Source organism: Corynebacterium sp. LK2510 (genome assembly GCF_040946405.1).
Classification (GTDB): domain Bacteria; phylum Actinomycetota; class Actinomycetes; order Mycobacteriales; family Mycobacteriaceae; genus Corynebacterium.
Genome location: NZ_JAYWLR010000027.1, coordinates 1 through 13,041, shown reverse-complemented (window position 1 = coordinate 13,041; position 13,041 = coordinate 1). Strand labels below are relative to the sequence as shown.

General features: G+C 59.5%; 10 protein-coding genes and 2 tRNA genes. 8 read left to right on the top strand and 4 right to left on the bottom strand.

Annotation, left to right across the window (positions count from 1 at the left end):
* Positions 1-208: 208 nt before the first annotated feature.
* The 3 genes from VVR41_RS10275 to VVR41_RS10265 all read right to left on the bottom strand — a co-directional run bounded on the left by VVR41_RS10275 (position 209) and on the right by VVR41_RS10265 (position 1,201).
* Positions 209-565 carry a hypothetical protein gene (locus tag VVR41_RS10275; RefSeq protein ID WP_368524689.1) on the bottom strand — a complete coding sequence of 119 codons (357 nt, stop codon included), beginning with the start codon at positions 563-565 and terminating at the stop codon, positions 209-211.
* Positions 566-710: 145 nt separating this feature from the next.
* Complete coding sequence (locus VVR41_RS10270) at positions 711-980, bottom strand: TetR family transcriptional regulator (protein ID WP_368524688.1); 270 nt, start codon at positions 978-980, stop codon at positions 711-713.
* 5 nt (positions 981-985) lie between these two features.
* Positions 986-1,201 (bottom strand): CopG family transcriptional regulator, encoded by a 216-nt coding sequence (locus VVR41_RS10265; RefSeq protein ID WP_368524687.1) that lies wholly within the window; start codon positions 1,199-1,201, stop codon positions 986-988.
* Between the two features lie 80 nt (positions 1,202-1,281).
* Between VVR41_RS10265 and gyrA the strand changes: the two genes are divergently transcribed.
* The 4 genes from gyrA to VVR41_RS10245 all read left to right on the top strand — a co-directional run bounded on the left by gyrA (position 1,282) and on the right by VVR41_RS10245 (position 4,449).
* On the top strand, positions 1,282-3,864 hold the full coding sequence (gene gyrA, locus VVR41_RS10260; protein ID WP_368524686.1) for a DNA gyrase subunit A: 2,583 nt from the start codon (positions 1,282-1,284) through the stop codon (positions 3,862-3,864).
* 3 nt (positions 3,865-3,867) lie between these two features.
* A complete protein-coding gene (locus tag VVR41_RS10255; RefSeq protein WP_368524685.1) occupies positions 3,868-4,212 on the top strand; it encodes a DUF3566 domain-containing protein in 345 nt (114 codons plus the stop codon).
* Between the two features lie 86 nt (positions 4,213-4,298).
* A tRNA-Ile gene (locus VVR41_RS10250) sits at positions 4,299-4,375 on the top strand.
* 1 nt (position 4,376) lies between these two features.
* Positions 4,377-4,449: transfer RNA gene (locus tag VVR41_RS10245), tRNA-Ala, on the top strand.
* A gap of 76 nt (positions 4,450-4,525) precedes the next feature.
* On the opposite strand, the gene VVR41_RS10240 is transcribed toward VVR41_RS10245, so the two are convergent.
* Positions 4,526-5,713, bottom strand: a complete 1,188-nt coding sequence (locus tag VVR41_RS10240) for an IS481 family transposase (RefSeq protein ID WP_368524684.1) — start codon at positions 5,711-5,713, stop codon at positions 4,526-4,528.
* A 923-nt stretch (positions 5,714-6,636) separates the two neighbouring features.
* Here VVR41_RS10240 and VVR41_RS10235 point away from each other — a divergent pair.
* The 4 genes from VVR41_RS10235 to VVR41_RS10220 form a co-directional block, all read left to right on the top strand.
* Positions 6,637-8,205, top strand: coding sequence for a type I restriction-modification system subunit M (locus tag VVR41_RS10235; protein WP_368524683.1), 1,569 nt, complete (start codon positions 6,637-6,639; stop codon positions 8,203-8,205).
* The gene (gene rhuM, locus VVR41_RS10230; protein WP_368524682.1) at positions 8,202-9,164 is read left to right on the top strand and encodes a RhuM family protein; all 963 of its coding nucleotides are present in this window, start codon (positions 8,202-8,204) and stop codon (positions 9,162-9,164) included. The genes VVR41_RS10235 and rhuM overlap by 4 nt, the downstream gene beginning before the upstream one ends.
* A complete protein-coding gene (locus tag VVR41_RS10225) occupies positions 9,161-10,321 on the top strand; it encodes a restriction endonuclease subunit S (protein WP_368524681.1) in 1,161 nt (386 codons plus the stop codon). Before rhuM ends, VVR41_RS10225 begins: the two co-directional genes overlap by 4 nt.
* Positions 10,318-13,041, top strand: a 2,724-nt coding sequence (locus tag VVR41_RS10220) for a type I restriction endonuclease subunit R (RefSeq protein WP_368524680.1), incomplete at its 3' end; no start/stop codon positions are given. The genes VVR41_RS10225 and VVR41_RS10220, both read left to right, overlap by 4 nt.

Below are 13,041 nucleotides of genomic sequence, written 5' to 3'. Positions count from 1 at the left end.
GGCTTTGCCCAGCTATTCGGTTGTGGTTTCTTTCACATAACAAAGCCTGGGACTCAAACCATCGCGACCTCGCACATATGAAAAAGAACCCCGTTCACAGGGGTTCTTCGGTGTTGGGGCTCTTCCGCCACAACGCCAGTTTCACACCAGTCACTGCAGCCACAACAGCAACAAACTTAACATGGGCGGAAAACCCACGCCAATCGACCTACTGCTGGAACTGAGCAAGCACCAGCTGGAGGTCAGGAAGCTGCAGGCCCGGGATCACGGCACCAGCGTTAAGCGCAAGCGCGGCGATGCCGCCAATGACGACCGCGGCGATGCTCAAAGAGATCGGGGCGGAGCCTGAGTAGACACTGCCGAGCGGAGCCTCGGGGAGGGTGGTGTCATCACTCACCCACGTCGGCAGGTTGTTCATGTTCGAGCTGCCGGAGGAGCCGGAGGACATAGAGGAGGTGGCGGAGAGCACTTCACCCGCGGCGGACTGGGCCGAAGCATGCGGCGCGGCGACGAGTGACGCCGCCAGAGACGCTGCCACGACAGTCGAGACGGTGAACTTCTTCATGGGGAGACCTCGTTTCACAAAGGGAACAGATGGAAGCGGTATGACTTTTACAGTATTGCCTGGAAGCGGGAACTACACGTCGAATACCCCGGCCCATGTGAACGCATCGCTCCACCACACAGCTCCTCCACACCGACGCGAGACGCTAGCGCGCGACTACCCAGTCCCGGTAGACCTCGGCCGCGCACTCGGCAAGCACGTCGTTGTCCGCGGTCAGGGGCTCGAGTGCCGCGATGGCGCGGCGCAGCTCGGCGGCCGCAGCGGCGGGGGAGTCGAACACCGGGACGCCGTGGACTCGCGCTCCCGGGACAGCGGCGCAGGCAGCCAGGGCAGCGAACGAGCGCACGCGCACCTTATAGAGGGCGCACACCTCGTCCGCGATGGAGAGCATCTGCTCGGTGCTCAGCGCCTTCACTGTCCTCACTGCCCGCGGGCCTGCCGGATACGCGCCTCGGCGGCGGCGTAGGCGGCGACGCGGGTGCGGGCGAGGTCGGTCACTGTGGCGTCGTCAAGCAAGCGTGCGGCGGCGGTGATTACGGCGCGCCGCGCTGCCTCCTGCTTCGAGCATCCCCACGCGGAGGCGAGCAGAACGAGCGCCTTGTCCTCGTCAGCGGTCAGCCGCAGCGTCATAGCCATACCACTTTGATACCAGATGCCGCACCCAGAAACGTCTCAGCGCCCGTTAGAATGGCCGCAGGCTACTAGAAAGGTTCCACATGAGTGACGACACCCTCGGCGGTGACGGCTACGACCGCATCCAACCCATTGACATCAATGAGGAGATGCAGACCAGCTACATCGACTACGCCATGAGCGTCATCGTCGGGCGCGCTCTGCCCGACGTGCGCGACGGTATGAAGCCCGTGCACCGGCGCGTGATCTACACCATGTACGACAGCGGCTACCGGCCCGAGCGCTCGTATGTGAAGTCCGCAAAGCCCGTCGGTGAGACGATGGCTAACCTTCACCCGCATGGCGACTCCGCGATCTACGACACCCTCGTGCGCATGGCCCAGCCGTGGTCGATGCGCTACCCGCTGATCGACGGCCAGGGCAACTTCGGCTCGCCCGGCAACGACGGACCCGCCGCGATGCGCTACACCGAGTGCAAGATGACGCCGCTGGCCATGGAGATGGTGCGCGACATCCGCGAAAACACGGTCAACTTCTCGCCGAACTACGACGGCAAGACCAAAGAGCCGGACATCCTGCCCGCGCGCGTGCCGAACCTGCTAATGAACGGCTCCGGCGGCATCGCCGTCGGCATGGCCACCAACATCCCGCCGCACAACCTCCGCGAGCTCGCCGAGGCCATCTACTGGATCCTCGACAACCACGACGCCGACGACAAGGCGACCCTCGACGCCGTGATGGAGCACATCAAGGGCCCCGATTTCCCGACCTCTGGCCTCATCGTCGGCGACCAGGGCATCAAGGACGCCTACACCACCGGCCGCGGTTCGATCCGCATGCGCGGTGTGACCGAGATCGAGGAGATCGGCAACCGCCAGGTCATCGTGATCACGGAGCTGCCGTACCAGGTCAACCCGGATAACTTCATCCACAGCATCGCCGAGCAGATCAACGCCGGCAAGATGGTCGGCGCCTCCCGCATCGATGACGAGTCCTCCGACCGCGTCGGTATGCGCATCGTCATCACGCTGCGCCGCGACGCCGTGCCGCGCGTCGTTTTGAACAACCTGTACAAGCACTCGCAGCTGGAGACGAACTTCTCCGCGAACATGCTGTCCATCGTCGACGGCGTGCCGCGCACGCTGCGCCTTGACCAGATGCTGCGTTACTACGTCCAGCACCAGCTCGAGGTCATTGTCAGGCGCACCCAGTACCGTCTCGACGAGGCGGAGAAGCGCGCGCACATCTTCCGCGGCCTGGTCAAGGCCCTCGACATGCTCGACGAGGTCATCGCCCTCATTCGCCGCTCGCCGACGGTCGACGAGGCACGCGCCGGGCTCATCGAGCTTCTCGACGTCGATGAGATCCAAGCCGACGCCATCCTCGCGATGCAGCTGCGCCGCCTGGCCGCCCTGGAGCGCCAGAAGATCATCGACGAACTCGTCGCCATCGAGGCCGAGATCGCCGACTACAAGGACATCCTGGCCAACCCGGAGCGCCAGCGTTCGATCGTGGGCGACGAGCTTAAGGAGATCGTCGATAAGTATGGCGACGAGCGTCGCACCCGGATTGTCGCCGCAACTGGCGACGTCACCGAGGAAGACCTCATCGCCCGCGAAAACGTCGTGGTCACCATCACCTCCACCGGTTATGCGAAGCGCACCAAGGTCGACGCCTACAAGTCGCAAAAGCGCGGTGGCAAGGGCGTACGTGGCGCCGAGCTCAAGCAGGACGACGTGGTGAAGAACTTCTTCATCTGCTCCACCCACGACTGGATCCTCTTCTTCACCAACTTCGGCCGTGTCTACCGCCTCAAGGCGTACGAGCTGCCGGAGGCGGGCCGCACCGCCCGCGGCCAGCACGTGGCCAACCTGCTGGAGTTCCAGCCGGAGGAGAAGATCGCCCAGGTCATCCAGATCCAGTCCTACGAGGACGCCCCCTACCTGGTGCTGGCTACCCGCGAAGGCCGCGTGAAGAAGTCGCGCCTGACCGACTACGAGTCCGCGCGTTCCTCCGGGCTGATTGCCATCAACCTCAACGAGGGGGATGCCCTGATCGGCGCCGTGCTCGCCAGCGAGGAAGAGGACATCCTCCTCGTCTCCGAGCAGGGCCAGGCCATTCGCTTCACGGCTGACGACGAGCAGCTGCGCCCAATGGGCCGCGCCACCGCCGGCGTGAAGGGCATGCGCTTCCGCGGCGACGACCAGCTGCTCACCATGACGGTCGTGCACAACGACGAATACCTGCTCGTGGCCACCTCTGGCGGCTACGGCAAGCGCACTCCGATCGAGGAGTACAACGCACAGGGCCGCGGCGGCATGGGCGTGATGACGTTCAAGTACACCCCGAAGCGCGGCAAGCTCATCGGCGCACTCGCCGTGGAGGAGGAAGACCAGATCTTCGCTATCACCTCCGCCGGCGGTGTTATCCGCACCGAGGTCAAGCAGATCCGTCCGTCCTCGCGCGCGACGATGGGCGTACGCCTCGTCGACCTGGCCGAGGGTGTGGAGCTGCTCGCCATCGACAAGAACGTCGAGGACGAGGGCGAGGAAGAGGCAACCGCAGTGGCTAAGGGAGAGAAGACGCTCGAAGAGGCCATGGAGACCACCTCCTCGGCCGCAACTCTGGGCCACCAGAACGCCACCGACGGCAGCGGCGAGGAGTAAGCCATGGCCGCACGTAAAGTGACCGTCACCTACGTCAGCCCCGTGTCGGCGTTCAAGGTGGCGTCCATCCTCGCGGTGCTCGGCTTCATCGTCTGGATGATCGCGTCGACGCTGGTCTTCTTCGGCCTTGAGGCCGCCGGTGTGGTGGATTCCGTCAACTCGCTTATTGGCGGCGTCGGCGGCAGCCAGACCGTGGACCTGCCGCTGATGCTGTCGGCGGCGGCCCTGCTCGGCCTGGTGGGTGTCGTCTTCGCCTCCGTGATGGCCCCGCTGACGGCGGTGATCTATAACGCCGTTGCAGACCTTGTCGGCGGGCTGGGCATCCGCATGTCGAACCGGCTTAGATAACCGCTGGCGGAACGAGATAGAAATACCGTTTGACCTGGCGATTTGTCGTTACGTCAAGCTGTGGGTAATGTTCTATCTCGTTCCCAGGGCCTATAGCTCAGTCGGTTAGAGCGCATCGCTGATAACGATGAGGTCGCAAGTTCGATTCTTGCTAGGCCCACCATGGGGGATTAGCTCAGTTGGTAGAGCACCTGCTTTGCAAGCAGGATGTCAGGAGTTCGATTCTCCTATCCTCCACAGATGTCATCAGTCGCGACATGGTTGACAAACCGGCGCCTCGGGTTTTGATTTTCCGGGGGCGCCGGTTTTGTTTTTATTGCAGGGGTGGGTCCCCTTTTCGCCAGTAGGGTTTTTGGTAGTTGCGGGACGTGTCGATGTAATGCTCGGTGATGATTTCGCCGGTGAGTTTTATCGATGTGGTGATGTGGTTGTCGGTGACAACCATGAGGATTTTCTGCCCGGCGAACGCCCTGCCGATTCCTAGGTGGTAGAGCCTGCCGGCGTAGCGGATGCTGACTTTCCCGTTGGGTGCGACCACGTCGTTGCGTACGCGCCATTCCTCTACAGGTGTGGTCGTTGGTGTCGCTTTCGGCCCTGTTGTATACGCCGCCTCGGGTGTGCGTCGCCCGAGTGAACGGTGCGGGCGTTGAGTGTTGTAGTAGACCGCGAAACTATCGAGTTGCTGTTGTAGCTGCGCAATGGTGTGTGCTGGTGGGCGCGCGCGGATCCATTTTTTGAGTGTTTGGTGAAACCGCTCGATTTTCCCTTGGGTCTGCGGGTGGCCAGGGCGACCGTTCTTCTGCTGGATACGGTGGGTGACGAGGAGTTTTTCGAAGGCGTTTCTACCGCCTTTGCGCCCAGCAAGACGTGCGGTGAACACCAGTCCGTTGTCGGTCAGTGTTGACGCTGGTGGGCCGTAATTGTCGATGAGGTGTTGAAGCTGCGCGGCAACCTCGACGCCGTTAAACGCGCTGCGTGCGGTGATTGACAGCAGGTAGCGGGAGTGGTCATCGATGAAGTCGAGGACTTCGACTCGGGTGCCGTCACGCAGGAATAGGTGGGTGATGTCGGCCTGCCAGCATTCGTTGGGCATGGCGGCTTCGAATCTGATGTAGGAGCTGCGCGGCTTTTTCTGTGGTTGCGGGGTGATAAGGCCGGCTTGGGAGATGATTCGGCGGATTGTTGAGGTTGATGGCACGCGCAGGCCTTGTTGTTCGAGGTGGAATGCGATGGTGTCAGGGCCTGCGTCGAAACCGGCCCTGGTGAGTTCTTTGCGCATGTCGATGATGTGTTTGCGCAACGTGTCAGGCACCGCGTGGGGATGGGTGTGTGGGGCGCGTGACTTCGGTGTGATTGCGTCTGCGCCGCCGGCGTCGTAGTCGGCGAGGATTTTGTAGACGCGTTGGCGTGAGATGCCGAATCGGGTGGCGACTTTGGAGACGGGCTGGTGTTGTTCGCGGACGGCTTTGACGATCGCGAGGTTGCAGTTGGGGCTGTTCACGTTGTCAACGATGTCGCGACTGATGTGTCAACCATCAGGATTGAAATCCCAGGCACGCCGTGTCAACTATGTCATGACTTCAGACATCCTATCCTCCACAGATGAAACACCCGGCCATCGCGCCGGGTGTTTCGCGTTGCGCAGGGCAGGGTGGATTCGGGGGCTAAGGGCTAAGGGCCAAAAGGGGATGCGGACCTTTTGAGCCTTAGCCCTACCTCCCCGGGGCCGGGCTGCTGGGCAGAAGGGGGTGAGAATTCGTCACGACAACTTCAGAGGACAGGCGTTCCGAGTTCCACAGGAGGATATGGGCGTTGCCAGGCTCATCCGGCTGTAAGCTCAGCGGAAGGTAGGAACACCGCTTCTCGCGGGAAGATTACGCCTGTCGGCCTACTCTGCTTGCGGAGGTTTAGCTTTGGTTTCCTTGGCTGTCTTCCCAGACCCTGGAAACTTCTTTGATACTAGTTTCGCGAACCCATCTCCGGCTTCCTTGATGCTTGCAGCCGTTTCGAAACCACGACGGACGATTGCGGTTGCCCCGGTTCCAAATCCACTTTTCCCTTCCTTGCTGCAAAGCCAGACTAAGGATCTACCACGGAATTTCATTAAAAGACACGCCACAAAGCGCGACTGTCCATAACCCGCCAGACTACGCACCTTTGTTCTATGACAGCCCAGGGTGGTGCTCGGTACTTCTGATACACGCAAGATAATCGGTTGACACCCTCACATAGTGCAGGAAGCGCTAATTCGCTTTGCGTGTCCAGATCTACAACCCATACGGGGCGGGTGTTGCCCGAGCTCAACTCCGGAGTAGGGCAACACCATCCAACTGGGTGGGAGAGGCACCGATGTCGGATGTCGTCGGTAGTCTCTTGTTCATTCAAGTACATTCCAAACGCGCCCCCGCACGGGAGAAAAACACCATGTCACCGACCACTACACAGACTCAGCGCGCCGAGCTGCACAAGACGATTTGGCGCATCGCCAACGACCTGCGGGGCAGCGTTGACGGCTGGGATTTCAAGGCTTACGTCCTCGGGATGCTCTTTTATCGCTTTATTTCCGAAAATCTCACCGCGTACATCAATAAGGGTGAGGTCGAGGCGGGTTCCCCGGACTTCGACTACGCCCAGCTATCCGACGCTGACGCGGAGCCCGGCCGCGCCGAAACGGTGCGCGAGAAGGGGTTTTACATCCTGCCTTCCGAGCTGTTCCGCAACGTTCGAGAAAGCGCGCCACAAGATCCGAATCTGAACGAGACGCTCGAGCGAGTGTTCAAGAACATCGAGGGTTCGGCAGTGGGGACCGAGAGCGAGGACGACCTGAAAGGTCTGTTTGACGACCTCGACGTCAACAGTTCCAAGCTCGGGCCGACGGTAGCCAAGCGCAACGAGAAGCTGGTTAAGCTTCTCGGCGCCATCGGCGACCTTCCGCTGGGAGATTTCGAGGACAACACGATCGATCTTTTCGGTGATGCATACGAGTACCTCATGCAGATGTATGCGTCCCAGGCTGGAAAATCGGGTGGCGAGTACTACACGCCGCAGGAGGTCTCCGAAGTGCTCGCACGTATCACAGTTGTGGGTAAGAAGCGGGTGAACAAGGTCTACGACCCCGCAGCTGGCTCCGGTTCGCTGCTGCTGAAGTTCGCCAAAGTCCTCGGGCGGGACAACGTCGGCGGGTTCTTTGGCCAGGAGATCAACCTGACCACGTACAACCTGGCTCGCATCAACATGTTTTTGCACGACATCAACTACGAGAGGTTCGACATTGCGCACGGGGATACGCTCACGGACCCGCAGCATTGGGATGATGAACCGTTCGAGGCAATCGTGTCTAACCCTCCGTACTCGATCAAGTGGGAGGGTAATGCGAACCCGCTCTTGATCAATGACGAGCGATTCGCGCCCGCCGGTGTCCTCGCCCCGAAGTCGAGGGCCGACCTAGCCTTCACCATGCACATTTTGTCGTGGCTAGCGGTCAACGGCACCGCCGCGATCGTCGAGTTCCCGGGCGTGCTCTACCGGGGTGGCGCGGAGCGCAAGATCCGCCAATACCTCATCGATAACAATTACGTGGACGCGGTGATCCAGCTGCCCCCGGACTTGTTTTTCGGCACCACCATCGCCACCTGCATTATTGTGCTGAAAAAGTCGAAGACGGACAACGCGGTGTTGTTCATTGATGCCTCTGCCGAGTTCAGCCGTGTGGGCAACAAGAACAAGCTCCTGCCGGAGAACCAAGAGCACATCTTGGAGCGTTTCATCACTCGCAAGGACGTCGATTACATAGCCAAGCTCGTGCCCAACGAGGACATTGCGGATAATGACTACAACATTGCCGTGTCCTCCTACGTGGAGCAGGAGGACACCCGCGAGGTCATCGACATCCAGGAGCTCAATGTGGAGATCGCCGGCATTGTGGCCCGGCAGGCGAAGCTGCGGGCGTCTATCGACGCTATCGTCGCTGACCTGGAAGGGGAATCAGCATGACCGCCGAACCTAGCGGTGAGGTGATTTTTTACGAGCGTGACGACGGCTCACCCGCAATCGAGGTACGCCTCGACGCTGAAACTGTGTGGCTGAGCCAACAGCAGATCGCGGAGCTGTTTGAGACCTCCCGGACCAATATCGTTGAGCACATTAAGCACGTCTACGAAGAAGGCGAACTTGATCCGGCGGCAACCTGTCGGAAATTCCGACAGGTTCGTACCGAGGGTTCCCGTAAGGTCAGCCGCGAGATCCCTCACTACAACCTCGACGCGATCATTTCCGTCGGCTACCGCGTCAAGAGCACAACGGCCACACAGTTCCGCATCTGGGCAACGCAGCGGTTGCGCGAGTACTTGGTGCAGGGATACGCGCTCAACCAGAGGCGACTCGAGCAGCTCGGAAGCATCGTGCAGATCTTGTCTCGTTCGAGTGACGAGATCGTGGCCGGGGTGGCCGACGTGCTGGCGGGGTACCTGCCCAGCCTGACGCTGTTGCGCGACTACGACGAGGGCAGCATCGATACCGCCCCCGACTCGGTGCCGGGCTGGACGCTGACTATCGATGAGGCCAGGTCGGTGATCGCTAAGGTGGCGACAAAGTTCACCGACGACAGTTTGTTCGGCGCGGAGCGTGGCGACGCGCTCGCCGGCATCATCGGAGCGATCTACCAATCGTTCGCCGGTCAAGATCTCTACCCGACAGTTGAGGAGAAAGCAGCGAACCTGCTGTATCTGGTGGTCAAAGACCATCCGCTTTCGGACGGAAACAAGCGCAGTGCCGCGGCGCTATTCGTAACCTTCCTTGCCCGCAACGGTGTGCTCGACGGCGAGGGCGGTGCCCCGCGAATCACCAATAACGCTCTGGCAGCAATCACGCTGATGGTGGCGATGAGTAACCCGAGGGAAAAAGACCTAATCATTTCCCTACTAGTCCGCATGATCACGGAGGCTGACGCATGAGCCGTATTGACGATTTGATTGAGGAGCTGTGCCCGAATGGGGTGGAGTTCATGATGCTGGGAGACATCTCAACACTTGTACGGGGAAGCGGAATGCCTAAGAAGGAATTAACCAGAGAGGGTGTTGGTGCGATTCACTATGGGCAGATCTACACGTTTTACGGTGTGTGGACGACCGAAACCAAGTCCTTCGTGGCTTCTAACTCAGCAACGAAACTTGCCAAGGTGAACCATGGCGATGTCATTATCACGAATACAAGCGAGAACATCGACGATGTGGGGAAAGCTGTTGCTTGGCTAGGGGATAAGCCAATTGTCACTGGTGGGCACGCCACCGTGATCAAGCACGGTCAGGATCCTAGATACCTCTCATATTGGTTCGCCTCGTCGGACTTTCACGCCCAAAAGCGAAAGCTTACGACTGGTACAAAAGTGGTTGAGCTATCGGTCAAGCAACTGGCGAAGATTCGTATCCCCGTCCCGCCCCTTGAAATCCAGCGGGAAATTGTGCAGATCTTAGACAAGTTCACTCAGCTGGAGGCGGAGCTGGAGGCGCGGCGGCGTCAGTATGAGTACTACCGTTCTACGTTGATGAGTAGTAAAGATGCTGAGCAATCAGCGATGATTTCACTCGCTGACATCTTCGAAATGCGTGCAGGGACTCATATCAGTGCCGCTAATATTTCTGATAAGCCGACTGATGAGAAACCCTATCCTTGTTTCGGAGGCAATGGTCTCAGAGGTTTCGTGAGTTCATTCAACTATAACGAGCCCGTGATTTTGATTGGCCGCCAGGGCGCGCTCTGCGGGAATGTGCATCGAGCTGAAGGCAGGGTTTACGCAACCGAGCACGCTGTGGTCGTAACGCCAAAAACTGAGGTTGATATGTCTTGGGCGTTCCACAAATTAACTGAGATGCAACTCAACCAATACAAGACCGAGTCTGCGCAGCCTGGGCTCGCGGTAGGACGCGTGAAGAAAATCATGTTGAACCGCGTTCCACTCGATGTTCAGCGTAGCGTCGGGATAGCCCTCGACAACTTCGACGCCTTGGTCAATGATCTCAGCAGCGGCCTCCCGGCCGAGATCGCGGCACGGCGGAAACAGTACGAGTACTACCGCGACCAGTTGCTTACCTTCAAGGAGCTTTCGGCATGAGTGACGCCCCTGCACGCAAGTACGATCCGATTGCGGTCTCGGCCGAGAGCACCGTCGTCGCCGAGTATGAGCCCGATGCTGCCTCGGAAACGGTGTACCAGTCGGAGTCGGCCCTCGAGCGTGAGCTCATTCGCCTGTTGCAGTCCCAGGCCTACGAGTACCTCCCGATCACCTCCGAGCAGCAACTAGTCTCTAACCTCCGCACCCAGCTGGAGGCACTGAACCACATCACCTTCTCGGATGCAGAATGGAAGGATTTCTTCGAAAGCTCTATTGCGGGCAAGAACGACGGCATCGTGGAAAAAACGGTTCGCATCCAGGAAGACCACGTCCAGCTCCTCAAGCGCGATGACGGGTCCACCAAGAACATCACGCTGTTGGACAAGGGGAACATCCACAACAACCGCCTGCAGGTGATCAACCAATACGAGATCAACCGTGCGGATCCTTCCGATGAAGCCAGCACCGGCGGCCGATACGCGAACCGATACGACGTCACCATCCTCGTCAACGGCCTGCCCATGGTGCACGTGGAGCTGAAGCGCCGCGGGGTAGATATCCGCGAGGCGTTCAACCAGATTGACCGGTACCAGCGCGACAGCTTCTGGGCCGGCTCCGGCTTGTTCGAGTACGTGCAACTGTTCGTCATCTCGAACGGCACCCTGACCAAGTACTACTCCAACACCACGCGCAGCCAGCACCTCACGGAGGCACGCAAGTCCGGCAGGGGGAAAAAGACCTCAAACAGCTTCGAGTTCACCTCGTGGTGGGCCGACGCGCAGAACAAGCCCATTCAAGACCTGACCTCATTTGCCAAGACCTTCTTTGCCAAGCACGCCCTGCTCAACATCCTGACCAAGTACTGCGTGCTCACCGCTGACAGGATGCTGCTGGTGATGCGCCCGTACCAGATCGTCGCAACGGAGCGGATCTTGCAGCGCATAGAGATCGCCGCAAACTACAAGCAGCTTGGTACCGTTGACGCTGGCGGGTACGTGTGGCACACGACTGGTTCGGGCAAGACGCTGACCTCGTTCAAGACGGCCCAGTTGGCCTCCGCGATGCCGAGCGTGGACAAGGTCTTGTTCGTCGTGGACCGCAAGGACCTCGACTACCAGACAATGCGCGAATACGACCGCTTTCAAAAGGGCGCGGCCAACTCGAACACATCCACGGCGGTGCTCAAGCGTCAGCTCGAAGACCCGACGGCGCGGATCATCATCACGACCATCCAGAAGCTGTCCACGTTTATCAAAGCGAACAAGAAGCACCCAGTCTACGACGACCATGTGGTGATCATCTTCGATGAATGCCACCGCTCCCAGTTCGGAGAGATGCACACCAGCATCACGCGCTCCTTCAAGCGCTACAACCTGTTCGGGTTCACCGGCACCCCGATCTTCGCCACTAATAGCGGAAGTGGAGGTAATCCGCAGCTCAAGACGACTGAACAAGCCTTCGGCGACAAACTCCACACCTATACAATCGTCGACGCGATCACGGACAAGAACGTCCTGCCGTTCCGCATTGACTACGTCAATACCATTGCAGGGGGAAATGTCACCGACAAGCAGGTCACCGCGATCGCGACCGAGGAAGCCCTGCTCGATCCACGGCGAATTGGCAACATCGTGAGCTACACGTTGGAGCACTTCGATCAGAAGACGAAGCGTGAATCCAGCTTTGAGCACTCGGTGGTGACTAATGTCGTGGAGGCGACACGCAGCCGTCGACAAGCGGAGGCGCTGCGGCAAAAGAAACGGGTAAAGGGCTTCAACGCAATCTTCGCCACCGCCTCAATCGACGCTGCGCGACGCTACTACAACGCTTTCCAGGCCCAGAATGAGCAACTTGCACCGGACAAGCGCCTGAAAATCGGGTTGATCTACTCGTTCGGCGCGAATGAAGCGGCCAATGACGGATTTCTTGAAGATGAAGACTTCGATACAGCGGCGCTGAGTGTTGACTCGCGTGCATTCCTCGAAGACGCAATCCAGGACTACAATGACATGTTCGGAACAAGCTACGACACGTCTGCCGACCGGTTCCAGAACTACTACAAAGACCTCTCCCAGCGGTTGAAAAACCGGGAACTTGACCTGGTGATCGTGGTCAACATGTTCCTCACCGGTTTCGACGCAACCACGCTGAACACACTGTTCGTAGACAAGAATCTCCGTGCGCACGGGCTGATCCAGGCGTACTCGCGCACCAACCGCATCCTCAACTCGGTGAAAACCTACGGCAACATTGTCGCCTTCCGCGACCTGGAGGAGGAGACCAACGCCGCCCTCGAACTGTTTGGCAACAAGGATGCCCGAGGGGTTGTGCTGCTCAAGCCCTACGCGGACTTCTACACCGAATACGCTGACAAGACCCACGAGCTGTTGGCTACTTTCCCGCCGGGCCAAATGATCGTCGGGGAGCAAGCTCAGAAGGAGTTCATCGCGTTGTTCGGCGCGATTCTCCGACTGGAAAACATCCTCACCTCTTTCGATGAGTTCTCCGGAAATGAAATCCTGACCCAACGCCAAGGCCAGGACTACCGCAGTGTCTACCTCGACCTGCACGCGGAATTCCGCAACCGGGAGGCGGTGGAGAAGGAACCGATCAACGACGATGTCGTCTTCGAAATCGAGCTGATCAAGCAGGTAGAGATCAACGTCGACTACATCCTCATGCTCGTGGAAAAGTATCGCGAGCAGCACGGCGACGGAAAG